This is a genomic window from Mannheimia granulomatis, from assembly GCF_013377255.1.
Classification (GTDB): domain Bacteria; phylum Pseudomonadota; class Gammaproteobacteria; order Enterobacterales; family Pasteurellaceae; genus Mannheimia; species Mannheimia granulomatis.
This window is the reverse complement of sequence record NZ_CP016614.1, coordinates 1,937,000-1,958,297: the sequence shown is the minus strand read 5'-3', so window position 1 is coordinate 1,958,297 and position 21,298 is coordinate 1,937,000. Positions and strand designations below refer to the sequence as shown.

26 protein-coding genes and 1 pseudogene are annotated in these 21,298 nt (G+C 40.6%); 13 read left to right on the top strand and 14 right to left on the bottom strand.

Annotated features, from left to right (window positions below):
* Nucleotides 1–99: 99 nt before the first annotated feature.
* Complete coding sequence (gene asd, locus A6B41_RS09195) at nt 100–990, bottom strand: archaetidylserine decarboxylase (RefSeq protein WP_027073764.1); 891 nt, start codon at nt 988–990, stop codon at nt 100–102.
* A gap of 166 nt (nt 991–1,156) precedes the next feature.
* On the bottom strand, nt 1,157–1,501 hold the full coding sequence (locus tag A6B41_RS09190; RefSeq protein WP_027073765.1) for a ComEA family DNA-binding protein: 345 nt from the start codon (nt 1,499–1,501) through the stop codon (nt 1,157–1,159).
* 296 nt (nt 1,502–1,797) lie between these two features.
* Between A6B41_RS09190 and A6B41_RS09185 the strand changes: the two genes are divergently transcribed.
* The 13 genes from A6B41_RS09185 to cysE all read left to right on the top strand — a co-directional run bounded on the left by A6B41_RS09185 (nt 1,798) and on the right by cysE (nt 14,745).
* On the top strand, nt 1,798–3,084 hold the full coding sequence (locus A6B41_RS09185) for a LysM-like peptidoglycan-binding domain-containing protein (RefSeq protein ID WP_027073766.1): 1,287 nt from the start codon (nt 1,798–1,800) through the stop codon (nt 3,082–3,084).
* Between the two features lie 56 nt (nt 3,085–3,140).
* On the top strand, nt 3,141–3,557 hold the full coding sequence (locus A6B41_RS09180) for an MliC family protein (RefSeq protein ID WP_027073767.1): 417 nt from the start codon (nt 3,141–3,143) through the stop codon (nt 3,555–3,557).
* A gap of 31 nt (nt 3,558–3,588) precedes the next feature.
* Nucleotides 3,589–4,626, top strand: coding sequence for a lipopolysaccharide heptosyltransferase II (gene waaF / locus A6B41_RS09175; RefSeq protein WP_027073768.1), 1,038 nt, complete (start codon nt 3,589–3,591; stop codon nt 4,624–4,626).
* Between the two features lie 66 nt (nt 4,627–4,692).
* Nucleotides 4,693–5,652 (top strand): lipopolysaccharide heptosyltransferase RfaC, encoded by a 960-nt coding sequence (gene rfaC / locus A6B41_RS09170; RefSeq protein ID WP_027073769.1) that lies wholly within the window; start codon nt 4,693–4,695, stop codon nt 5,650–5,652.
* A gap of 119 nt (nt 5,653–5,771) precedes the next feature.
* A complete protein-coding gene (rpsL, locus tag A6B41_RS09165; protein ID WP_005543325.1) occupies nt 5,772–6,146 on the top strand; it encodes a 30S ribosomal protein S12 in 375 nt (124 codons plus the stop codon).
* Nucleotides 6,147–6,276: 130 nt separating this feature from the next.
* Nucleotides 6,277–6,747, top strand: a complete 471-nt coding sequence (gene rpsG, locus A6B41_RS09160; protein ID WP_027073770.1) for a 30S ribosomal protein S7 — start codon at nt 6,277–6,279, stop codon at nt 6,745–6,747.
* 96 nt (nt 6,748–6,843) lie between these two features.
* Nucleotides 6,844–8,946, top strand: a complete 2,103-nt coding sequence (gene fusA, locus A6B41_RS09155) for an elongation factor G (protein WP_027073771.1) — start codon at nt 6,844–6,846, stop codon at nt 8,944–8,946.
* A gap of 57 nt (nt 8,947–9,003) precedes the next feature.
* Nucleotides 9,004–10,188: an elongation factor Tu gene (gene tuf / locus A6B41_RS09150; protein WP_027073920.1), complete on the top strand. Its 1,185-nt coding sequence runs from the start codon at nt 9,004–9,006 to the stop codon at nt 10,186–10,188.
* 312 nt (nt 10,189–10,500) lie between these two features.
* The gene (gene tig / locus A6B41_RS09145; RefSeq protein ID WP_027073964.1) at nt 10,501–11,799 is read left to right on the top strand and encodes a trigger factor; all 1,299 of its coding nucleotides are present in this window, start codon (nt 10,501–10,503) and stop codon (nt 11,797–11,799) included.
* A 161-nt stretch (nt 11,800–11,960) separates the two neighbouring features.
* Nucleotides 11,961–12,413: a rhodanese-like domain-containing protein gene (locus A6B41_RS09140; protein WP_027073965.1), complete on the top strand. Its 453-nt coding sequence runs from the start codon at nt 11,961–11,963 to the stop codon at nt 12,411–12,413.
* A gap of 20 nt (nt 12,414–12,433) precedes the next feature.
* Complete coding sequence (secB, locus tag A6B41_RS09135) at nt 12,434–12,928, top strand: protein-export chaperone SecB (protein ID WP_027073966.1); 495 nt, start codon at nt 12,434–12,436, stop codon at nt 12,926–12,928.
* A complete protein-coding gene (gene gpsA / locus A6B41_RS09130) occupies nt 12,909–13,919 on the top strand; it encodes an NAD(P)H-dependent glycerol-3-phosphate dehydrogenase (RefSeq protein WP_027073967.1) in 1,011 nt (336 codons plus the stop codon). Before secB ends, gpsA begins: the two co-directional genes overlap by 20 nt.
* 10 nt (nt 13,920–13,929) lie before the next feature.
* Complete coding sequence (gene cysE, locus A6B41_RS09125; protein ID WP_027073968.1) at nt 13,930–14,745, top strand: serine O-acetyltransferase; 816 nt, start codon at nt 13,930–13,932, stop codon at nt 14,743–14,745.
* 75 nt (nt 14,746–14,820) lie between these two features.
* Here the strand turns inward: cysE and A6B41_RS09120 are convergent, their stop codons facing one another.
* From A6B41_RS09120 to A6B41_RS11200, 12 genes and pseudogenes are all read right to left on the bottom strand, one after another.
* Entirely contained in the window at nt 14,821–15,045 is a 225-nt protein-coding gene (locus A6B41_RS09120; protein ID WP_027073969.1) for a sulfurtransferase TusA family protein, read from the bottom strand.
* 12 nt (nt 15,046–15,057) lie between these two features.
* Nucleotides 15,058–16,056: pseudogene (locus A6B41_RS09115) on the bottom strand (YeeE/YedE family protein); the annotation flags it as partial.
* Nucleotides 16,057–16,439: 383 nt separating this feature from the next.
* A complete protein-coding gene (locus A6B41_RS09110; RefSeq protein WP_027073970.1) occupies nt 16,440–17,279 on the bottom strand; it encodes a DUF5906 domain-containing protein in 840 nt (279 codons plus the stop codon).
* An 18-nt stretch (nt 17,280–17,297) separates the two neighbouring features.
* Entirely contained in the window at nt 17,298–18,203 is a 906-nt protein-coding gene (locus A6B41_RS09105; RefSeq protein ID WP_027073971.1) for a hypothetical protein, read from the bottom strand.
* Complete coding sequence (locus tag A6B41_RS09100; RefSeq protein ID WP_027073972.1) at nt 18,203–18,394, bottom strand: hypothetical protein; 192 nt, start codon at nt 18,392–18,394, stop codon at nt 18,203–18,205. The genes A6B41_RS09105 and A6B41_RS09100 overlap by 1 nt, the downstream gene beginning before the upstream one ends.
* Complete coding sequence (locus A6B41_RS09095; RefSeq protein ID WP_050436776.1) at nt 18,387–18,971, bottom strand: ash family protein; 585 nt, start codon at nt 18,969–18,971, stop codon at nt 18,387–18,389. The genes A6B41_RS09100 and A6B41_RS09095 overlap by 8 nt, the downstream gene beginning before the upstream one ends.
* A gap of 93 nt (nt 18,972–19,064) precedes the next feature.
* Nucleotides 19,065–19,355: a terminase small subunit gene (locus A6B41_RS09090; protein ID WP_050436777.1), complete on the bottom strand. Its 291-nt coding sequence runs from the start codon at nt 19,353–19,355 to the stop codon at nt 19,065–19,067.
* Between the two features lie 67 nt (nt 19,356–19,422).
* Entirely contained in the window at nt 19,423–19,758 is a 336-nt protein-coding gene (locus tag A6B41_RS09085) for a hypothetical protein (RefSeq protein ID WP_050436778.1), read from the bottom strand.
* A 106-nt stretch (nt 19,759–19,864) separates the two neighbouring features.
* A complete protein-coding gene (locus tag A6B41_RS09080) occupies nt 19,865–20,128 on the bottom strand; it encodes a hypothetical protein (RefSeq protein WP_237052468.1) in 264 nt (87 codons plus the stop codon).
* Between the two features lie 14 nt (nt 20,129–20,142).
* Complete coding sequence (locus tag A6B41_RS09075) at nt 20,143–20,574, bottom strand: terminase small subunit (RefSeq protein WP_032847326.1); 432 nt, start codon at nt 20,572–20,574, stop codon at nt 20,143–20,145.
* On the bottom strand, nt 20,571–21,011 hold the full coding sequence (locus A6B41_RS09070; RefSeq protein WP_027073973.1) for a hypothetical protein: 441 nt from the start codon (nt 21,009–21,011) through the stop codon (nt 20,571–20,573). Before A6B41_RS09070 ends, A6B41_RS09075 begins: the two co-directional genes overlap by 4 nt.
* A gap of 149 nt (nt 21,012–21,160) precedes the next feature.
* On the bottom strand, nt 21,161–21,298 hold the full coding sequence (locus tag A6B41_RS11200) for a hypothetical protein (RefSeq protein ID WP_167325174.1): 138 nt from the start codon (nt 21,296–21,298) through the stop codon (nt 21,161–21,163).

Below are 21,298 nucleotides of genomic sequence, written 5' to 3'. Positions count from 1 at the left end.
TAGTGGGTTTTAGTTTATTGGAATGAGGTAGATGATTTTGTTATAAGAAATCTGCACCTAAATTTAGATGCAGATTTGTGTTTTATTTTGGTGATTTAATTAGATGAGTTGCCCTAAAGCCTCACCCATTCGGGTTTTAGCGCCTGCTGTTAATTCAGGTTTTAAGGCCACTTTTCCTTTCGGGAATAGGTTAATCACAGTTGAGCCTAAGCGGAAAGCGCCCATTTCATCACCTTTTTTCAGATGAATTGCTTTCTCACCTTCGTTTTCGTAGTTCCAGACAATGACTTCATCGGCACGAGGAGGGTTAATTACGCCAGCCCAAACGGTACTCATGCTTGCGGTGACGGTTGCACCCACTAAAATTTGTACCATTGGTCCGAATGCGGTATCGAATTCGCAGATAACTCGCTCATTACGGGCAAACAGATTTGGTACGTGTTCGGCTAAAAACGGATTCACCGAAAATAATTCGCCCGGCACGTAGATCATTTTGCGTAATGTGGCATCACACGGCATATGGACACGATGGTAATCACTTGGTGATAAATAAGTAGTAATAAATGTACCGTCTTGGAATTTTCCTGCCATTTCTAGATCATTGGCTAATAAAGTTTCTAAGGTAAAGAAATGCCCTTTAGCCTGTAATAAGCGATTATTAGAAATATCACCTGATTCACTGACTTTACCGTCTGCAGGTAAGCAAAGCGTATTAGTATCTGCATTAATTGGGCGAGCATTTTCTTTTAGCTCACGAATAAAAAATTCATTGAAAGTAGAATAATCAGATGCTTCGGTTTTTGCTGCTTCAGATAAATTTACGTTGTACTGTTTAGCAAATAATTTAATGATAAAGTGGGTGACTGCTCCCCATTTTTGTTCAGCTAACCAACCTGCTGCACGGGTAATAGCAAGTTGCGGTAGTAAATAGTGCAGAGCGATTTTTACTCTTTGTAAATAAGTTGGAGTCGGGTATGATTTTAATTGCATTACGATTATCCTCTCTTAATTAAAAACCTGGTTGTGTTTTTAAATGAGGGCGAAGTATAACAAATACAATACAAAATACATAAAAAAATTAGAAATGTTGAAGTGGCTACAAAGAAAAAAACAGAAAAGAGGACTTTGTAGATTACCCACTTCAACGTATTTTCTATTATTCTAAAACGATATTAGCGCGATTTTTTTCTAAAGTTGCTTGCCCAATTCCTGAAACTTCAGTGAGTTGTTCTATACTTTTAAAATTACCGTTTTTAGTACGGTAATCTACAATCGCCTGTGCTTTTTTCTCACCTATACCAACTAATTTATCCTGTAGTTCGGCTGCACTTGCTAGGTTAATGTTAACCGCATTAGGGTTGATTTTACTTTGGTTTGTAACTTGTTCCACCGCTTGAGTAGACGATGTTTGTTCCGTATTAGTGATAGGTTGGGTTTGGGCGAAAGTATGGCTGGATAAACCGATTAATAAGCTTAAGGTAAATGCTTTTATTTTTTTCATAGTTATGTCCTTGTTGTTGAGTGAATTTCAAGTCAGAGATTAAAAGTGAATAAGATTTACTGCAACGTGAGAAAATAAATTTTTCGATATGGATCGAAAAAATAGAAAAAGCATAAACTTATCCTCTTGCATTTGGTCTGAAATAAGGTGAGATTGAGAGAATTTGCAAAAAATTAAGAAAAAATGACCGCTATTTACGTAAATTTATTTTAAATAAAGTGATGAATTGTTTTAAATGCTTTAAAATAGTAACATTTTTATTTAGCTTGAATTAATTAACTCTATTTGGAATTAACATGACACAAAATAACTTTCGTAAAGAGCCTGTTTTCGGTGAACCTTTAACGCCTACTGAAGAGAATGCAGTAGCAGAATCTAATCCAACAACTGAACGTAACAAACCTTATGTTTCTTTACATTCAACTCAAACGCCCGGCCATACCTTCACGCCGATTATGAAACGCCCGGAGCCTGTTGAACAGCCGCAAGCTGAACAAATGGCAAAATCGGCAAAAGAGTTTCAATTTACGCCAACTTCAGAGGAAGTTGAGCAAGTAACTTCAGAAGTAGAAGAAACGGTCTTAACATCAAGTGAAGCTCGTATTGAATTAAATGAAAAAGTAGAGGAAGAAATTGTGGTGAAACCTATTAACGAGGGCTTTACTACTGAACGTGTTATTCCAAATGTTACAGCGACAGCAGCAGGAGCATCAGTGGCTGCAGCAGCAACGGCTGCAACGGTGAAAACAGACAGTATGCTTAAAGCGAAAATGCCTGCAAAAACACGTCGTTTATTATTGGTAGCGTTATTAGCATTGGCATTATTGGTTCTTTTCTTTTTATTAAAACCAAGTACACCTGAAACAGTAGAAGAACTGCAATCTCAGCAAGGTAGTAGCTTACCGATTGAGTTCCGCCCCGTGGATGAAGCAGAAGCAAAACGTGCGGAAGAACAGGCTCGAGCTGAACAAGAGGCCGCAGCGAAACAGTTGCAGGAACAAGAACAAGCTGCGCTACAAACCCAGCAAAATGTGAATGAGCCTCAATCTTCAACTCCGGCACAAAGTGAGCAAACAGTTAATACTCAGACTCAATCTGTTACTGAGCCACCTGTTGCGGCAAAACCAGTTGAAAATAAACCTGTTGTAACTCAGCCTGTTGTTAAACCTCAAACGCAGGGGAGTGTAGTTTATCAGCCTGAAACAAAATCACAGCCTAAAACTCAGCCTAAAGCTGAACGTGTAACGACTCAACTACAGAAAGAGGTTGCTAAAGTAGCTCCTAAGTCTGCAACTGAAAAAGCGCCATTAAAAGCAGAAGTTGAGAAAGCTACAGTTTCATCTATGGCAACTAAAACGATGACTGTGCCAAAAGGGGTATCATTAATGCAGGTGTTCCGTGATAATAATTTAAATATCTCAGACGTGAATGCTATGAGTAAAGTGAACAATGTCGTAAGTAATTTAAAAGTAGGTGAACGTGTAACTGTGCGTTTAGATAAAAATAACCGTGTAGTTGAAATGAGCATCGGCTCTGGAGGTAAATTTACACGTCAATCAAATGGTAGCTATACTTTTAAATAAAATAAATAGAGAGCAACGCTACAAACGTTGCTCTTTTTTTTGAAAAAGGAGTACAGATGAATTTATTTCTAAAACAACATAAACTTATTGGGTTAGTGGCAGTGGCAATATTAACTGGTGCTTGTACTCCTGCGGTAACACCTGTGGAGCAGATTCATCAGGCGCAGAGAGTTAAAGAGCCGATGCAAACAGTGACTACCCAGATCGGGCAGGCCTCTGAAGTTGTGATCTATCGTTGTAAAAATGATAAAAAAGTAGAAGTTGAACGCCAGAACAAAACGAGCAATTTCACAAAAAAAGAAATGGTAACGGTCAGTTTTCAAGGCATATCGCACCAACTTTCTGCAGCAGTCACCAAAAACGGTAAAAAATATACTAATATCCGCTGGACATGGCATGAAACACGTGATGGCAAAGCTTTTTTGTATAACAATACCAAAAAAACATTAGCAGCAAATTGTGTTAAACAATAGCAAGCGGTAAGATTTTCAGAGAATTTTGCAAATGAATATTTTAGTGATAGGGCCTTCTTGGGTCGGGGATATGATGATGTCCCATTCACTGTATCAACAGTTGAAAGTTCAATACCCGGGTTGTCAGATAGATGTTATGGCACCGGATTGGTGTCGCCCGCTATTAAGCCGTATGCCGGAAGTTCGTAAAGCTATTTCTATGCCAATTGGGCATGGGGCTTTTCGTTTATGTGAACGTTACCAAATTGGAAAAAAGCTTAGAAATCAATATGATATGGCAATTATATTGCCTAATTCATTAAAGTCAGCTTTTATTCCGTTATTTGCCAAAATTGCTAAACGTCGCGGCTGGAAAGGGGAAAGTCGCTATTTCTTGTTAAATGATCTACGTAGCAATAAAAATGATTATCCGATGATGGTGCAACGTTATGTAGCACTCGCTTTTGAACAAGGCACTATTCCGAATGCAGATCAGTTGCCGATTGCTTACCCTTACCTTAAAACGGATTTGCAGCAAATTGCTCAAACCAAAGCGAAATTTGAAAAGCAGTTTGCTTATGCACAAGAGCGTCCCGCTATTGGCTTCTGCCCCGGAGCAGAGTTTGGACCGGCGAAGCGTTGGCCACATTATCATTATGCTGAACTTGCCAGAGTATTGATTAACCAAGGCTATTCGGTGCGTTTATTCGGCTCGAAAAAAGATGAAGAGGTAGGTGAGCAGATTCGTTTAGCCCTACCTGAAAACTTACAGCGTTATTGTATCAATCTTGCCGGTCAAACAGATCTCAACCAAGCGGTTGATTTAATTGCTGACTGCCAAGCCGTTGTAAGTAATGATTCAGGCTTAATGCACATTGCTGCCGCCTTGGATAAACCGTTGGTTGCTCTCTACGGCCCAACTAGCCCGCAATATACGCCACCTTTAGCTCACAATGCGGTGATTATCCGTTTGATTGAAGGTGGACTAATCAAAATCCGCAAAGGCGAAGGCGCAGAGGGCTATCACCAAAGTTTAATTGATCTTAGCCCTGAAATGGTGATGGCAAAACTGAGCGAATTATTGGCGTAAATTCAATACAAGCGGTTAAATCTTGCAAATTTTTTGTCAAAAACGACCGCTTGTTCTGTTAAAACTATGAAAGTTCTAATCGTAAAAACCTCCTCAATGGGTGATGTTCTACACACTCTGCCAGCCCTAACCGATATGCGAAAAGCGATTCCTAACTTGCAGGTGGATTGGGTCGTTGAAGAAAATTTTGCTGAAATTCCTATTTGGCATTATGCGGTGAGAAAGGTAATTCCCGTTGCGATTCGTCGTTGGCGGAAAAATTTATGCAAGCGTTCAACATGGCTTGAGTGGCAGCGTTTTATCAAAGAGTTGAAAAGTGAACAGTATGATGCGGTCATTGATGCTCAAGGCTTAATCAAGAGTGCAGTATTAGTTACCCGACAAGCCCAAGGTAAAAAATTTGGCTATAATAAACAGTCTGCCCGTGAGGGATTAAGTAGTCTGTTCTATGATGTAACTTTTGATATTCCTTACCAGCAACACGCGGTAGAGCGAATCCGTAAACTCTGTGCTAAATCCCTAGCTTATCCTCTAGTGCAGAATCAGGGTGACTATGCCATTGCTCAGCATTTTGCAAAAAATCAAACAAAAATAACCGCTTACATTATGCTGATTCATGCTACAACCCGAGCAGATAAGCATTGGAAAGAATCTTATTGGTCTGAAGTAATAAAATCTCTGGCAGAGCAAGGGCTAGAAGTGCGCTTGCCATGGGGAAATCAAATAGAAAAAGAGCGAGCTGAGCGTTTGGCAGCGGTGGCAGAGAATGTAATTGTGTTACCGAGAATGACTTTAACCGAATTGGCTATGCAAATTGAAGGTGCTCAAGCGGTAATTTCAGTTGATACAGGGTTGAGCCATTTAACAGCAGCATTAGATAAACTTAATGTGATTTTATATGGCGCAACTGACCCTAAGTTAATCGGGGCTTATGGTAAAAATCAGCACTATTTGACTTCTGATAAAATGGATAATATTTTGCCGACTCAGGTACTGAAAAAACTAAAAACAGTGATTGGAAAATAATCACTTCGGTATCTGCCGAAGCTTGACTTCTATACGTGATTCATTTAGAATTTCTCGTCCTTTCCTATGAAAGGATATTTTTAATTTTATTTTTAATAATTTTAACTGGAGCTTTTTTAATGGCAACTATCAACCAATTAGTACGCAAACCGCGTGTGAAAAAGGTTGTAAAAAGCAACGTTCCTGCATTAGAGGCTTGCCCGCAGAAACGTGGCGTGTGTACTCGTGTATACACTACTACACCTAAAAAACCGAACTCAGCATTACGTAAAGTATGTCGTATTCGTTTAACAAATGGCTTTGAAGTAACTTCATACATCGGTGGTGAAGGTCACAACCTTCAAGAACACAGCGTTGTATTAATCCGTGGCGGTCGTGTTAAAGACTTACCGGGTGTGCGTTACCACACTGTACGCGGTGCATTAGACTGTGCTGGCGTGAAAGATCGTAAACAAGGTCGTTCTAAATACGGCGTTAAACGTCCTAAAGCTTAATGGTTCTCCGTTGAGTAAGGCCAAACGTCTAAATTTTAATATTTAAACCATAAACTCCAGTCAATATGCCTTAAGGCAGATTAGATGAGTTTTGGATATCCTGAAGATTTAATATACGGAGAAATTTCCAATGCCACGTCGTCGTAGTATTGAACCACGCAAAATTCTTCCAGATCCGAAGTTCGGTTCAGAATTACTTGCAAAATTTATTAACGTTTTAATGGTAGATGGTAAAAAATCTACTGCAGAAAAAATCGTTTACGGTGCATTAGAAGCTTTAGCACAACGTTCTGGTAAAGAAGCGTTAGAAGCATTTGAAACAGCATTAGAAAACGTACGTCCAACAGTTGAGGTTAAATCTCGTCGTGTTGGTGGTTCTACTTATCAAGTACCGGTAGAAGTTCGCCCAACTCGTCGTAATGCATTAGCAATGCGTTGGATTGTAGAAGCAGCTCGTAAACGTGGTGACAAATCAATGGCATTACGTTTAGCTAACGAATTATCAGACGCAGCAGACAACAAAGGTTCAGCAGTGAAAAAACGTGAAGACGTTCACCGTATGGCTGAAGCTAACAAAGCGTTTGCTCACTTCCGTTGGTAATCGTTTAAGTAAGCTTATTCAAGGCTTCATCTCAGTTTGCGGTGAAGCCTTACCCTTATTAAGAATTTCAATTTAAAACCAAAAGGTAAGAATTAAATGGCTCGTCAAACCCCTATTGAAAGATACCGTAATATCGGTATTAGTGCGCATATCGACGCGGGTAAAACAACGACCTCTGAACGTATCCTTTTCTATACAGGTGTAAGCCATAAGATCGGTGAAGTTCATGATGGTGCTGCAACAATGGACTGGATGGAACAAGAGCAAGAGCGTGGTATCACAATTACTTCTGCTGCAACAACTGCGTTCTGGTCTGGTATGTCTCAACAATACCCACAACACCGTATTAACGTTATCGATACTCCGGGACACGTTGACTTTACTATCGAAGTAGAGCGTTCAATGCGTGTTCTTGACGGTGCGGTAATGGTTTACTGTGCAGTAGGTGGTGTTCAACCACAATCTGAAACTGTATGGCGTCAAGCTAACAAATATAAAGTACCACGTATTGCGTTCGTAAATAAAATGGACCGTACTGGTGCTAACTTCCTACGTGTTGTTGAACAAATCAAAACGCGTTTAGGTGGTAATTCAGTTGCATTACAACTTCCAATCGGTGCTGAAGATAGCTTCAAAGGTGTTGTTGACTTAATTAAAATGAAAGCAATCAACTGGAACGAAGCTGACCAAGGTATGACTTTCACTTATGAAGACGTTCCTGCGGATATGTTAGAAGCATGTGAAGAGCATCGTGCAATGTTAGTTGAAGCTGCAGCTGAAGCATCAGAAGAATTAATGGAAAAATTCTTCTCTGGTGAAGAATTAACAGAAGATGAAATCAAAGCTGCGTTACGTCAACGTGTATTAGCAGGTGAAGTAATTCCTGTATGCTGTGGTTCTGCATTCAAAAATAAAGGTGTTCAAGCAATGCTTGATGCGGTAATTGATTACTTACCGGCACCAACAGATATCCCAGCAATTAAAGGTATTAATGAAGATGAAACCGAAGGTGAGCGTCATGCAAGTGATGATGAGCCATTTGCTTCATTAGCATTCAAAATTGCAACTGACCCATTCGTAGGTAACTTAACTTTCTTCCGTGTGTACTCAGGTGTAATTAATTCTGGTGATACTGTTTACAACTCTGTAAAACAAAAACGTGAACGTTTTGGTCGTATTGTACAGATGCACGCAAACAAACGTGAAGAGATCAAAGAAGTTCGTGCGGGCGACATCGCTGCTGCAATCGGCTTAAAAGATGTAGGTACTGGTGATACATTATGTGCATTAGACGCACCAATCATCCTTGAGCGTATGGAATTCCCTGAGCCGGTAATCTCTGTTGCAGTTGAGCCAAAAACTAAAGCTGACCAAGAGAAAATGGGCTTAGCATTAGGTCGTTTAGCACAAGAAGACCCGTCATTCCGTGTTCACACTGATGAAGAGTCTGGCGAAACCATTATCTCAGGTATGGGTGAATTACACTTAGACATCATCGTTGACCGTATGAAACGTGAATTCAAAGTGGAAGCGAACATCGGTAAACCACAAGTATCTTACCGTGAAACTATCCGCACACGTGTTAACGATGTGGAAGGTAAACACGCAAAACAATCTGGTGGTCGTGGTCAGTACGGTCACGTTGTTATCGACTTATACCCATTAGACCCAGAAGGTCCTGGCTATGAGTTCGTAAACGAAATCAAAGGTGGTGTAATCCCTGGCGAATATATCCCTGCGGTTGATAAAGGTATCCAAGAACAACTTAAATCTGGTCCATTAGCGGGTTACCCGGTAGTTGATTTAGGTGTCCGTTTACACTTCGGTTCATACCACGATGTTGACTCATCTGAACTTGCGTTTAAACTTGCTGCATCATTAGCATTTAAAGCAGCATTCGCGAAAGCAAGCCCAGTATTACTTGAGCCAATCATGAAAGTAGAAGTGGAAACTCCACCGGATTATGTTGGTGATGTAATCGGTGACTTAAGCCGTCGTCGTGCAATGGTTAACGGTCAAGAAGCGAACGAGTTCGTTGTTAAAATCAATGCTGAAGTTCCACTTTCAGAGATGTTTGGTTATGCAACAGACTTACGTTCACAAACTCAAGGTCGTGCATCATACTCAATGGAACCTTTAAAATATGCTGAAGCACCGAAAAATGTTGCTGATGCTATTATTGAAGCTCGTAGAAAATAATGTTTAACCTGAGCCATAGCAATAGGGCTGTGGCTCATTTTTTAGGAAGATATTAAAGTGTCTAAAGAAAAATTTGAACGTACAAAACCGCACGTTAATGTGGGTACAATCGGCCACGTTGACCATGGTAAAACAACTTTAACAGCTGCAATCACAACGGTATTAGCGAAACACTTTGGTGGTGCAGCGCGTGCATTCGACCAAATCGATAACGCGCCGGAAGAGAAAGCACGTGGTATCACCATCAACACTTCACACGTTGAGTACGATACAGCGACACGTCACTACGCACACGTTGACTGCCCGGGACACGCGGACTATGTTAAAAACATGATTACCGGTGCAGCACAAATGGACGGTGCTATCTTAGTAGTAGCGGCAACAGACGGTCCAATGCCACAAACTCGTGAGCACATCTTATTAGGTCGCCAAGTAGGTGTTCCATACATCATCGTATTCTTAAACAAATGCGATATGGTTGATGACGAAGAGTTATTAGAATTAGTTGAAATGGAAGTTCGTGAACTTCTTTCTCAATACGACTTCCCGGGTGATGACACTCCAATCGTACGTGGTTCTGCATTACAAGCATTAAACGGTGTTGCAGAGTGGGAAGAGAAAATTCTTGAATTAGCAAACCACTTAGACACATACATCCCGGAACCTGAGCGTGCGATTGATAAACCATTCTTATTACCAATCGAAGACGTATTCTCAATTTCTGGTCGTGGTACAGTAGTAACAGGTCGTGTTGAGCGTGGTATCATCCGTACTGGTGATGAAGTTGAAATCGTAGGTATCAAAGATACAACGAAAACAACGGTAACCGGTGTTGAGATGTTCCGTAAATTATTAGACGAAGGTCGTGCGGGTGAGAACGTAGGTGCATTATTACGTGGTACTAAACGTGAAGAAATCGAACGTGGTCAAGTATTAGCGAAACCGGGTTCAATCACGCCACACACAGACTTCGAATCAGAAGTTTACGTATTATCAAAAGAAGAAGGTGGTCGTCACACTCCATTCTTCAAAGGTTACCGTCCACAATTCTACTTCCGTACAACGGACGTAACAGGTACAATCGAATTACCTGAAGGCGTAGAAATGGTAATGCCGGGCGATAACATCAAGATGACTGTAAGCTTAATTCACCCAATCGCGATGGACGAAGGTTTACGTTTCGCGATTCGTGAAGGTGGCCGTACAGTAGGTGCTGGTGTTGTAGCGAAAATCATCAAATAATTAAGCGAAAGTTTATATTTGAGATAAGCGAACAAAGCGAAAGAGAGGTATATCGAAAGATATGCCTCTTTTTTATTGCTTCAAATGGATAGTACAAAGTCTCAATTTGCAAAATGGTGACCAAAAAAGACCGCTTGCAATGAGGTAGGCGTATGCAGGCGGTTAGATTTTAGGTATGTTTTGTGAAACGAAGAGGTTTTCTGTGATTTAGCCTCTCTAGCAATGAGTTTCTGCTCGACAGTTTATCGATAGAACGCTACAATAGCCGTCTATTTATGTATCTTTTTTATATCCCTAAACCGAGGTTTAAGAATGTCATTTTCAATTGAAACATTAGAAGGCTTACAACGCCGCGTAACAATTAACGTACCAGCTGACAAAATCGAAGCAGCATACAAAGAACAATTAAAAGGCTATGCGAAAAATGCTCGTGTAGATGGTTTCCGTAAAGGTAAAGTGCCACACTCAATCATTGAACAACGTTTCGGTATCGCAGCTCGTCAGGATGTATTATCTGAAGAAATGCAACGTGCATTCTTTGAAGCAGTGATTGCGGAAAAAATCAATCTTACGGGTCGTCCAACATTCACCCCGGACAACTATCAACCGGGTCAAGATTTCAGCTTCACTGCAACCTTTGAAGTGTTCCCAGAAGTGGAATTAAAAGGTTTAGAGAATATTGAAGTTGAAAAGCCAGTTGTTGAAATCACAGATGCTGATTTAGATAAAATGGTTGATGTGTTACGTAAACAGCAAGCTACTTGGGCAGAAACAGCAGAGGCAGCAAAAGCAGATGCACGTGTAACAATCGATTTCGTTGGTTCTGTAGATGGCGAAGAGTTTGAAGGCGGTAAAGCATCTGACTTCGTATTATTTATGGGACAAGGTCGTATGATTCCAGGTTTTGAAGATGGTATTGTAGGCCGCAAAGCAGGTGAACAATTTGATATTGATGTGACTTTCCCGGAAGAGTATCACGCTGAAAACTTAAAAGGTAAAGCAGCTAAATTTGCTATCACCTTGAAAAAAGTAGAAGATATGGTATTACCTGAATTAACAGAAGAGTTTGTGAAAAAATTCGGTAACGCAAAATCAGTTGAAGAATTACGTGCAGAAATCAAGAAAAATATGCAACGTGAATTAAGAAACGCAGTAACTTCTCGTGTTAAAGCACAAGTGATCAACGGTTTAATTGCACAAAATGATGTTGAAGTACCAGCAGCTGCAGTGGAAGAAGAAGTAAATGTGTTACGTCAGCAAGCTGTTCAACGCTTTGGCGGTAAACCTGAAATGGCAGCTCAATTACCGGCTGAATTATTTGAAGCAGAAGCGAAACGCCGTGTGCAAGTAGGTTTATTACTTTCTTCAGTTATTGCATCTAATGAATTAAAAGTAGATGAAAAACGTGTTGAAGATATGATCGCAGATATTGCATCAGCTTATGAGCAGCCGGCAGAAGTGGTAGCACATTATGCGAAAAACCGTCAATTAACAGAAAATATCCGTAACGTGGTATTAGAAGAACAAGCGGTTGATGCTGTATTAGCAAAAGCGAAAGTAACTGAAAAAACAATGTCATTCGATGATGTAATGACACAACAGGCACAATAATTTCCTTAGTTAAGGTGGGCAAAAGCTCACCTTTTATTACTTACAAGCGGTTACTTTTTAGTAAAAATTTACCGATTAAGGTTCTTCTTACAGAATCGGTATTTGCAAAATTTTAATGGAAAACGACCGCTTATTTATGTTAATTTTGAGGAAATTCAGCGATGGAACAACTTACTTTTGCAGAGCAGATTCAGTTATTTGTAGCCAACCATACGATTATGGTTTTTGCTTGGGTGGCTTTATTGGGAGCGGTAATTTTCAGCTTTTATAAATCTGCTACCAGCAAATACAAAATTGTGGATAATGCACAGGCAACGCAATTAATTAATAAAGAAGGTGGTGTTGTGATTGATGTCCGTTCGGATGAAGAATTCCGTATGGGGCATATCATTGATAGTATTCACATCTTACCTTCAGATCTGAAGGCTAATAAAATCCATCAGATCGAAAAATATAAAGATCGTCCGGTTATTTTTGTTGATACCAATGGGTTAAGTTCTGCAGGCTTAGCAAACATTATTGCTAAACAAGGTTTTAACAAGGTGTACGTGTTAAAAGAAGGTATGGCAGGCTGGCGTGCGGGCAGTTTACCGACGGTAAAAAAGCATAAATAATTTATTTATAAGGAAATTTTATGTCAGAAGAAAATCAAGTTGCTTCAACAGAAGAAGCTACTCAAGCCCCTTTTGAGCTTCAAATTCAACGTATTTATGTAAAAGATGTTTCTTTTGAAGCACCAAATTTACCGAATATTTTCCAACAAGAGTGGAAACCACAACTAGGTTTCGAACTTGATACGGAAACTAAAGAAATTGGTGAAGATTTATACGAAGTTACGCTTCACATTACTGTTCAGACTACACTAGAAGATAGTGGTGATGTAGCATTTATCTGTGAAGTTAAACAAGCTGGTGTGTTCACGATTAAAGGTATCGAAGGTATTCAACTTGCACATTGCTTAGCATCTCAATGCCCGAATGTGCTTTACCCTTATGCTCGTGAATTAATTTCTAGCTTAGTAAATCGCGGTACATTCCCGGCATTAAATCTTTCTCCTGTGAATTTTGATGCGTTATTTATGGATTACCTCCAACGCCAAGAACAAGAAAATGAGTGGAATCTATTCTGAACCTATTACTGTTTTAGGGGCCGGCTCTTATGGGACTGCATTAGCTATTGCTCTTGCTCGTAACGGGCACAAAACCTATTTATGGGGACATAATCCGCAAAAAATGGCACAGCTTGCCGAGCAACGAATTAACCAAGAGTTTTTACCGGATATTGTTTTTCCTGAAGCATTGGACGTGCTGGCAGATTTAGAGATTGCATTAAAAAAAGCCAAAGATTTGCTAATTGTGGTACCAAGCCATGTATTTTCTGATGTATTAGCTCAAATTAAGCCGTTTTTATCCAAACAACACCGCATCATGTGGGCGACCAAAGGGCTGGAAAGAGATACAGGAAGATTATTACAGACAGTTGCAGAGGAAATTCTGGGGGAAGATCATCCACTGGCTGTGCTTTCCGGTCCAACTTTTGCTAAAGAACTTGCAGCTGGTTTGCCGACTGCTATTTCGCTTGCTTCAACCGATCCTGTTTTTGCCGATGAAATGCAGCAGCGAATTCATTGCTCAAAGGCATTCCGTGTTTACTTAAATAATGATATGGTAGGCGTACAGCTTGGTGGGGCAATTAAAAATGTGATTGCCATTGGTGCCGGCATTTCAGATGGCATGGGCTTTGGTGCTAATGCCAGAACAGCATTAATTACCCGAGGGTTAGCAGAAATCAGTCGCTTAGGCGTATCTCTCGGAGCTGATCCAAAAACCTTTACCGGCATGGCTGGTTTAGGTGATCTGGTGCTGACTTGTACCGATAACCAATCCCGTAACCGCCGTTTTGGCTTAGCTTTAGGGCAGGGAAAATCGGCAGAATTAGCGATCGCCGAAATAGGACAAGTAGTGGAAGGTTTTTATAATACCAAAGAGGCTTATCTGCTAGCGCAAAAACAAGGCGTAGAGATGCCAATTGTAGAGCAAATCTACCAAATGCTGTTTTGCCAAAAAAATGCAAAAGATGTGGTAACCACTCTATTAGGTCGTGAACGTAAAGGTGAATAAAGAGGATACTATGGATAAATTAGAAGTTGATAAAATCTGGCAGGAAATTCGGGCAGAAGCTCAGCAGTTAGCTGAGTGTGAGCCAATGCTTGCAAGCTTTTTCCATTCTACTATTTTAAAGCATTCACATTTAGGAAGCTCTCTTAGCTATATTTTGGCGAATAAACTTGCTAATTCCATTATGCCGGCGATTGCTCTAAAAGAGATTATTGAAGAAGCCTATCGTGCAGATCCGCGAATTATCCATAGTGCAGCCTGCGATATTAATGCTGTTCGCACCCGAGACCCGGCAGTTGATAAATGGACAACGACCTTACTTTATTTAAAAGGATTTCACGCTTTACAAAGTTATCGCGTCACCCATTATCTCTGGAATCAAGGTAGAAAAGCGCTTGCCGTTTACTTACAAAATGAAATTTCAGTTGCCTTTGATGTGGATATTCACCCTGCTGCCAAAGTAGGCTGCGGCATTATGTTTGACCACGCAACAGGTATTGTCGTGGGCGAAACCTCGGTAATTGAAAATGATGTGTCGATTCTACAAGGCGTAACGCTGGGTGGAACAGGCAAAGAACACGGAGACCGACACCCAAAAATTCGTGAAGGTGTGATGATTGGGGCGGGAGCGAAGATTTTGGGGAATATTGAAATCGGACGCTATTCCAAAATTGGCGCAAATTCTGTGGTATTACAGCCGATTCCAGATCACGCAACTGCTGCAGGTGTGCCGGCACGCATTATCGGCAAATCATCAGAACAAAGACCGGCGTTTGATATGAACCAATATTTTGAAGATGAACAAGGCTTGTTTGGTGATGGTATTTAATCGACAAGCGGTCGATTTTGGGTAAATTTTTGCAAATGAAAAGGGGCTTTGCCCCTTTTGATCTTTTTGTTCTACTTAGGATTTTTGAATCACAATTTCCCAAGCTGCATCGCCAATTTGTGCGAAGTGGGTGACAGGATAATTGTTTTCTGCCGCCCAACGTGGAAGGTTTTCGGTTGCTTCTGCACAGGTAAATTGGATAGCCAGCTCATCGCCCACATTCAGATCAACGATTTTCTTCTTCGCTTCCATTAACGGATAAGGGCATAAGTGTCCTTTTGTATCAAGTTCATAACGCATAGTTATTCTCCTTTATTGAGCTTGTTTGGTTGGGCGAACATAGACGAAATGGGTCATAATCCAAACGCCTATCATAATGAAAAAGAGGGAAATCCAGCCTTTAGCACTCATGACTGCAGTAGCGGTTAAGCCGTTTCCGATCGTACACCCGCCGGCAAGTGAAGCACCAACACCCATCAGTAATCCGCCAATCACGCTATTACGGCAAGTGGTTAAATCAGGCATTCGCCATTTAAATTCTTTGCTACCTTTGGCGGCAATGTAAGAGCCGAGCATAATGCCCAGTACTAGGAATACGCCCCAGTTGATTAATTTTGCATCGCCTGTTACCACATAATGTACGATATTGGCAGATGGGCCGGTAATACTAAGGCCTGCGGATTTTCCGCTGATAGCATTCGCTCCCCAAGCGGCAAAGGCTAGTAAGCCAATCAGCACCGCAGCAAAGAATGGGTGGTAGCGTTTTTCAAACAGATAGTGACGAAGCCCCGTCCATTTTGGTGGCAATGCAGCCACTTTTAAAGCAGGTTTGGATAAAGTGCGATAAACAAGGATAGCGGTAACAATAACTAAGATACCGACTAATAACCAAATCTGCACACCAAAGATGGCAGATAAATTTTCTTCCATTTTGCCGTATTGCATCATTGATTTGGTGAACTCACTTAAAGCTCCGAAATGCATTGCCGCAGCACTAACCATATACATCACCAAGGCAATCCAAGCACTGATTAAACCCTCTCCTGCGTGATACCAAGTTCCAGTGGCACAACCGCTGGCTAAGATAATGCTCATCCCGAAAATGAGTGAGCCGATAATTGTTGCAGGCAGTGAAAAATCTTTATAAGGAGAGGCGATAAAACCCAGCTCAATCAGCGAAACTACGCCGATACTTTGTACCGAAATCGCAATCAGCAACGCATAGAACATTCGGTTGTTTTTGAGGAGGTACATATCGCGAAATCCACCAGTTAGGCAGAAGCGGGAACGTTGAAAGACAAAACCAAGTAATCGCTGGGGTCATCTGAATTGAGCGCTTCCAAGTATTGATAATTAAGGATTTGTTTCAGTTCAAATTTCTATTGTACTCCTAAATATACTCCTAAAATCAAAAGTACCTCACTAAATAGCTTGTTTTGTGATCAATGGTATAGTTATTGATTTAAACCTCTAGCATATTTATTAAAAGTTTAGAAAAATAGTTTTGAAAAAAACATCACCATTATCACCATAAATAGGCTTGAGGTATTGATATATAAGGCTTTGTGGTGTGGTGATGTTTTGGTGAAGTTGGTGATAAATAGTGATTTTAGGTGATGTTTTTGGGGATTTTTAGGTAATAGGCAGAAAAAAACCTAGCATATTTCAGCTAGGCTTATGATGTGGCGGTTGGACTAACCGTCTCGCCATTCGTCCATAGTGCTTTGGTAGTCTTTATAAGAGATATTTAACGTTTTATTTCCTGTTTTCATTACTTCAATAATCTGTGCTTGTTCTCCGCTTGCTCTAAGAGCTTCAGGAAAAGCCTTTTTAAAATGCTGGAGTGATAACGGCTTTTGTCCGATACAATCACAAAAGAATAGATAGGCTTTATAGAGTGCTTTACTTTCGTTTAGTGATGTTCTCGTTGAACCCCATCGCATAGAGATTGGCTTGCTATTGTCTATCTTGAAATGTGTAGCAAAACTGATCAAGTGATTACTCTCTCGCTGCATTTCTATCGCTTCGCCTTGCTTTTGGTGTGATAGCAATGCTTCCCTTGCCTGTTCGGGGTTCGGAAAAGTGTTTAGCAAGCGGTGAACAATACCATAAATTTCCTCTTTGACCTTTTCAATGAAGTCATCATCTCGTACATCATCAGGAATTTTACGCCCAAAGTAGAATGTAACCTTACGCCTTAAATGTCCGCTGTTTTGGTTTCCGTCTCTGCCATCTGTAAATGTGATGACGTTGTTTGTAGCATACATAAAAATGATTTTAGGGTAGTAGTCTATACCTTGCTTGTAGAGTAATCTAACGCCTACTGCTTCGCCTCCTGTTGCTCGTTTTAATCCGTCTGCGTTTCCGCAGTAGTACGGCTGTTCAGGCGATAACACTAGCGATTTACCAATAATCTTCGCTAACTCGGTTTGTTCATCAAATCCGCCAATATCAAGAATAGTTGTATTGCCTCTTCCGTTAATCACTTTCGCAATTTCGCCAAAGATTGATTTACCCGCACCCGCTACGCCCACCACCTCAAAATATAACTGCTATTTGTGGCGGTTGGTTAAGACTGCATATAATGCCCCTAATAGGGCTTTTCGCTTGTTTGAGTTGCCATTAGAGGCAAAGTCTAGCCACTGGTCAAAGTGCGGTGTATTGGTGCTGTTTGGATTTATTTCGTAGTCCTCAATCTCTCGCAAATAATCTTCTTTGGTGATGGCTGTAAATTCTCCTGTATGCTTGTTTAACTTGCCATTTGAAAATCCGATAATATCGGGTGAACCATCTGGCATTTGGGGGATTTTTCGTTCTACCAGTTTAGCTAGGCTAGTAATTTTTCGGTCTGAAAAATCAATATCAATCTCTTCAAAAAATGCCATTATCTGCCGTTCAAGCATTTCATTATCAAGCGATTGCCAGTAAATGCCGTTGTAAAGGTAATTTATGCCTAACTTGGTATCTCGTGCCAGCGGTTGCGGCTGCCATTCTAAAAAGGCTTTTAATAACTCCTTTTGTGTTGGGTTATCGGATACTTCTATATTGCTCTCGTCTTTCACACTTCCGCCATCATCTGCATACTCCTTACGCAAACGGGCTATATATTCGCTAGCATTTTCTTCAAGCTGTAAAGCCTCATCATAAAAGGTCACCGCTTCAGCCGTTGAATGTTGGACTAGGTTTCTACAAATAGCGGATTTCTCCACCTCTGTAAGCTCTCCAGCTCGGTAGATTGAGATTGTCCCCACCTCTACCGCCAATTTCAAGCGGTCGATTTCTTGAAGTTGTTTACCACCTAGAATGATAGGCTGATAATTTGGCTCGGCTTTCGTCCACTCTAGCACGGTTTGTTGCTTGGTTTTATCCCACGCATTGCTACCAGCTATGATACAGGCTTCGTATGGCTTGCCTTTAGGTTGCTTGCTGATATTTGGGGCATTTTTGAGTTTAGTCATTATTGCCCCCCTGTTAAGTCTTGGATTTCGCTAACAGTATCAGCAAGAGATTTTGAAATAAGGTCTAGGCTTCCTTGAAACTCGCCATCTCTAACATCTCCAATGCTTACTTTGCTTAGTAGTGTGAGTATTGAAACGGTATCCCATAGCTTGCCGATAGCTTCATTTAAATCTGGCTTATGTTTAGACATATTGCACCTCCTCCGCCATTGTGTAAGCTGAAAGCACGGCAAATAAGCGGCTAATTCTTGCTTGAGCTTGTTCTAAACTCTCGGCTTGAATCCGGATTGTGTAGTGTGGAAATGATGTAAAAGGTTTTTGGGTTTTGCGTAGGTCTAAACGGCTTACGGCTTTGAATAGGTAGATCATTGGTGATAGCTCCGTTTGAAATGATTTAGGAACTACCGCAAGTTTCCACGCTTGGCGGTAGAACATAACGGGGTGGAAAACTGCCTCAAACGGAATGCAGCCAACGATTAAGCATTGCCCATTACGCCCTACCATTGAGAGAAGAACGCTTAATGCGTTTTCTTTAGGTGTGCGTATGCTACGAACAAAAAAAGCACGGTTAAAAGGCGTGCTACTATTCGCCGTTTGAGATATATTCGAGTTTCCACGCTCGGCTGTAGATTTTGCTACAACGAGGGCATAATAGCCTAAAATGGCGGCTTTTAGCAATTTACTTGCATTTGAAAGATTTTCAATTTCTTCAAAATTATGATGAACAAAATCGATATTTGTTCTAGAATGTAAGTTGTAAGTTTTCATTTTTAACCTTAATTTTTACCCCTAGTTGTGTATGGCTAGGGGTTTTTGTTTGCCTGTTTTGGGTAAAATCGACTGAATAAAAGTCAGGTTTTATCAGGGATCGTTTTTTAGGTTATCGCTTTCTAACCATTCCGCCATCAGTGAGCCTTTTCTAAACTTTGGCAAGCGTTCGCCCTTTGCTTTACGTTCTATAATCAGCTCTTTTAATCGATTAAATACCCTGTAATCATTCATCATTTCGCTTGCCCTTGCTCGCATTGAGTGTGGTTTCATTGAGCCTGTATTTACTGATTGATAGGCTTTTAAAATATTTCCGCACTCAAGGTAAGCGATACAAAAGGCTTCTTGTTTGGCGGTTAGGGTTTCTGTTTGTGCTTTTGGCATTGTGATTTCCTCTGTAATGCCTCCCTAGAATTTCGGGAGTTAATTCCCTATTATTTCGGGAGCGTTGCTACACTTCAAAACGGCTTAAAATCTGCTGTGCTTGTTCGCTCGTGATAGCGATTTCTCCTCTTAGCCCTGCCTTATGATTTAGCCAGTCAATAACCTTTTGGGTGGTTTGGTGGTCTGGGGTGGTATAACGGTAATATTGCCCTTCTCCGTTTACTGTCTTTTCCCATTCTCGTTTGAATTTCACGCCTAATAGATTTTCTGCTGTGTTGATATAGTTTCGTCCGCTGGTAAAATTCAGCTCAAATACGCCCTCTCGTTCACTAAATCCGTTAGGGTTTGTGATAAGAAAGAGTAGAGCTTTTTCTTGGTTGGTTTGTGTATGTGTTGCTCTCATTTCGTTATTCCCTAATCCGCTTGTTTAATCGGTTTATAATGTGTCGGTTCAAATTCGCCTTTATCCACGTTAGCAACGTGTAGAGCCGTTTCCTCAAGCTGTTTGATTATAAATACCTAGCCCCATTTCTAAAGGCTTTAAATTGCGTGTTTTGGTCGCTTGTAAGCGTGCTATTCGCTTTTAATTCATTCATCAGTGCTAAGCCCATTTTCAAACGGTCAGCCAGTTCTTCACACTCTGTAGCTAATACTTTTTTGAAGTGATAGCAATCGGGGAAATCTTGCTTACAACGCTCAATAGCGATTTTGTTTAAGGCAAATAAGCGGTTAGTTTGTGGGTAGGTTTTAAAGTTTGGTTTGAGTGTTTTCATTTTTTAATTCCTCGTTAAACAGTTGCTAAAAGCTCTAGGGCCATCTTTCTAAATTCATCTTCAGAAAGGTTAACTTGTGGTTTTAAGCTGTTATCGCTGGAGGTGTGATCGATAATTTGCTTATCTAGCCCTAATAACTTCGCTTTACCCATTGTTGCTTGTGTCATTGCGTTTGGGTTCTCTTTGGTTTTAGCTAGTGTTCTAGCCTCTTCTAACTCTCTTAAAAGGTCATCAACGGTTAATTTATGGCGTTCTGCGTGTTCGGCTTTCAGTTCCTCAATCCTTGCCGTGATCTTGCCGTTATCCATCAGTTCTTTTGCTTTGCGGTGGACCGTTTCGGGTTTCATTTCTACCGCTTCGTATGCTTGGCGATATGCTTCGCTTGCGTTGCCTGTTTCGATATAGGCAAGACAAAAAAATTCTTGCTTTGGTGTGAGTTCGCTCATTGTTTCCCCTCCTTTATTCGTTTTTCAGCAAATAGATAATCAATTTCTTTTCGATAGTCTTTATTCATCATCTCCTTTGTGATTTCGTTGCCGTGTTGGTCAATAAAAGGGTTTGTACGTTGTGGATGGGGTAGTTTGTTAATTTCCGCTAATAGGTCATCATTCACTAATAACGGGGTAGCGGTTAGTTGTTGATGATAGGCAATAATTGCTAGTGCTTCTAAAAATCCTGTTGCTCCTGCCATTTCAATATTGATATGGCCTTCTAAATCAAGAGAAAGCACACCGATAAAAAATGCCTTGCCGTTATCGTGGTGGACTCGTTCAATTCGGATATGTGGGAAATCTAAAAAGCTTAATGTTGCTTTGATTGGCTCATTCATTAAGGCGGTAATACCTGGCAAATTTAATTCGTGTTTAAGTTGTTTTTGTGTCATTTGTCTAATTCCTCATTCTCTCCGTCACTTTTCGCAGTTGGTTGAGTTGTTTTCTTAAAATCATCAGCGTGGTTAGAACGCTTTCTACTGGCATTGCCTCGTATTGCTTCTCTAGTGCCTCTATTCGCTTGCCTAGCATTATTAAAAGCTCAGGCGTAAGGCTCAGTTTCAGAATAAAGGCTTAAAAACGTGAATACAGGCGTTTCCTTGCCTTTGTCATTTTCTAGGTAATGGCGGATAGCTAACCGCATTAAAACTGGGTTTTGCTTGGCGGTAATACACTTCAT

What these genes read in the sequence shown, in the direction of transcription:
- asd (WP_027073764.1), bottom strand. Translation starts at nt 990, where the DNA reads ATGCAATTAAAATCATACCCGACTCCAACTTATTTACAAAGAGTAAAA.
- A6B41_RS09190 (WP_027073765.1), bottom strand. Translation starts at nt 1,501, where the DNA reads ATGAAAAAAATAAAAGCATTTACCTTAAGCTTATTAATCGGTTTATCC.
- A6B41_RS09185 (WP_027073766.1), top strand. Translation starts at nt 1,798, where the DNA reads ATGACACAAAATAACTTTCGTAAAGAGCCTGTTTTCGGTGAACCTTTA.
- A6B41_RS09180 (WP_027073767.1), top strand. Translation starts at nt 3,141, where the DNA reads ATGAATTTATTTCTAAAACAACATAAACTTATTGGGTTAGTGGCAGTG.
- waaF (WP_027073768.1), top strand. Translation starts at nt 3,589, where the DNA reads ATGAATATTTTAGTGATAGGGCCTTCTTGGGTCGGGGATATGATGATG.
- rfaC (WP_027073769.1), top strand. Translation starts at nt 4,693, where the DNA reads ATGAAAGTTCTAATCGTAAAAACCTCCTCAATGGGTGATGTTCTACAC.
- rpsL (WP_005543325.1), top strand. Translation starts at nt 5,772, where the DNA reads ATGGCAACTATCAACCAATTAGTACGCAAACCGCGTGTGAAAAAGGTT.
- rpsG (WP_027073770.1), top strand. Translation starts at nt 6,277, where the DNA reads ATGCCACGTCGTCGTAGTATTGAACCACGCAAAATTCTTCCAGATCCG.
- fusA (WP_027073771.1), top strand. Translation starts at nt 6,844, where the DNA reads ATGGCTCGTCAAACCCCTATTGAAAGATACCGTAATATCGGTATTAGT.
- tig (WP_027073964.1), top strand. Translation starts at nt 10,501, where the DNA reads ATGTCATTTTCAATTGAAACATTAGAAGGCTTACAACGCCGCGTAACA.
- A6B41_RS09140 (WP_027073965.1), top strand. Translation starts at nt 11,961, where the DNA reads ATGGAACAACTTACTTTTGCAGAGCAGATTCAGTTATTTGTAGCCAAC.
- secB (WP_027073966.1), top strand. Translation starts at nt 12,434, where the DNA reads ATGTCAGAAGAAAATCAAGTTGCTTCAACAGAAGAAGCTACTCAAGCC.
- gpsA (WP_027073967.1), top strand. Translation starts at nt 12,909, where the DNA reads ATGAGTGGAATCTATTCTGAACCTATTACTGTTTTAGGGGCCGGCTCT.
- cysE (WP_027073968.1), top strand. Translation starts at nt 13,930, where the DNA reads ATGGATAAATTAGAAGTTGATAAAATCTGGCAGGAAATTCGGGCAGAA.
- A6B41_RS09120 (WP_027073969.1), bottom strand. Translation starts at nt 15,045, where the DNA reads ATGCGTTATGAACTTGATACAAAAGGACACTTATGCCCTTATCCGTTA.
- A6B41_RS09105 (WP_027073971.1), bottom strand. Translation starts at nt 18,203, where the DNA reads ATGACTAAACTCAAAAATGCCCCAAATATCAGCAAGCAACCTAAAGGC.
- A6B41_RS09100 (WP_027073972.1), bottom strand. Translation starts at nt 18,394, where the DNA reads ATGTCTAAACATAAGCCAGATTTAAATGAAGCTATCGGCAAGCTATGG.
- A6B41_RS09095 (WP_050436776.1), bottom strand. Translation starts at nt 18,971, where the DNA reads ATGAAAACTTACAACTTACATTCTAGAACAAATATCGATTTTGTTCAT.
- A6B41_RS09090 (WP_050436777.1), bottom strand. Translation starts at nt 19,355, where the DNA reads ATGCCAAAAGCACAAACAGAAACCCTAACCGCCAAACAAGAAGCCTTT.
- A6B41_RS09085 (WP_050436778.1), bottom strand. Translation starts at nt 19,758, where the DNA reads ATGAGAGCAACACATACACAAACCAACCAAGAAAAAGCTCTACTCTTT.
- A6B41_RS09080 (WP_237052468.1), bottom strand. Translation starts at nt 20,128, where the DNA reads ATGAAAACACTCAAACCAAACTTTAAAACCTACCCACAAACTAACCGC.
- A6B41_RS09075 (WP_032847326.1), bottom strand. Translation starts at nt 20,574, where the DNA reads ATGAGCGAACTCACACCAAAGCAAGAATTTTTTTGTCTTGCCTATATC.
- A6B41_RS09070 (WP_027073973.1), bottom strand. Translation starts at nt 21,011, where the DNA reads ATGACACAAAAACAACTTAAACACGAATTAAATTTGCCAGGTATTACC.
- A6B41_RS11200 (WP_167325174.1), bottom strand. Translation starts at nt 21,298, where the DNA reads ATGAAGTGTATTACCGCCAAGCAAAACCCAGTTTTAATGCGGTTAGCT.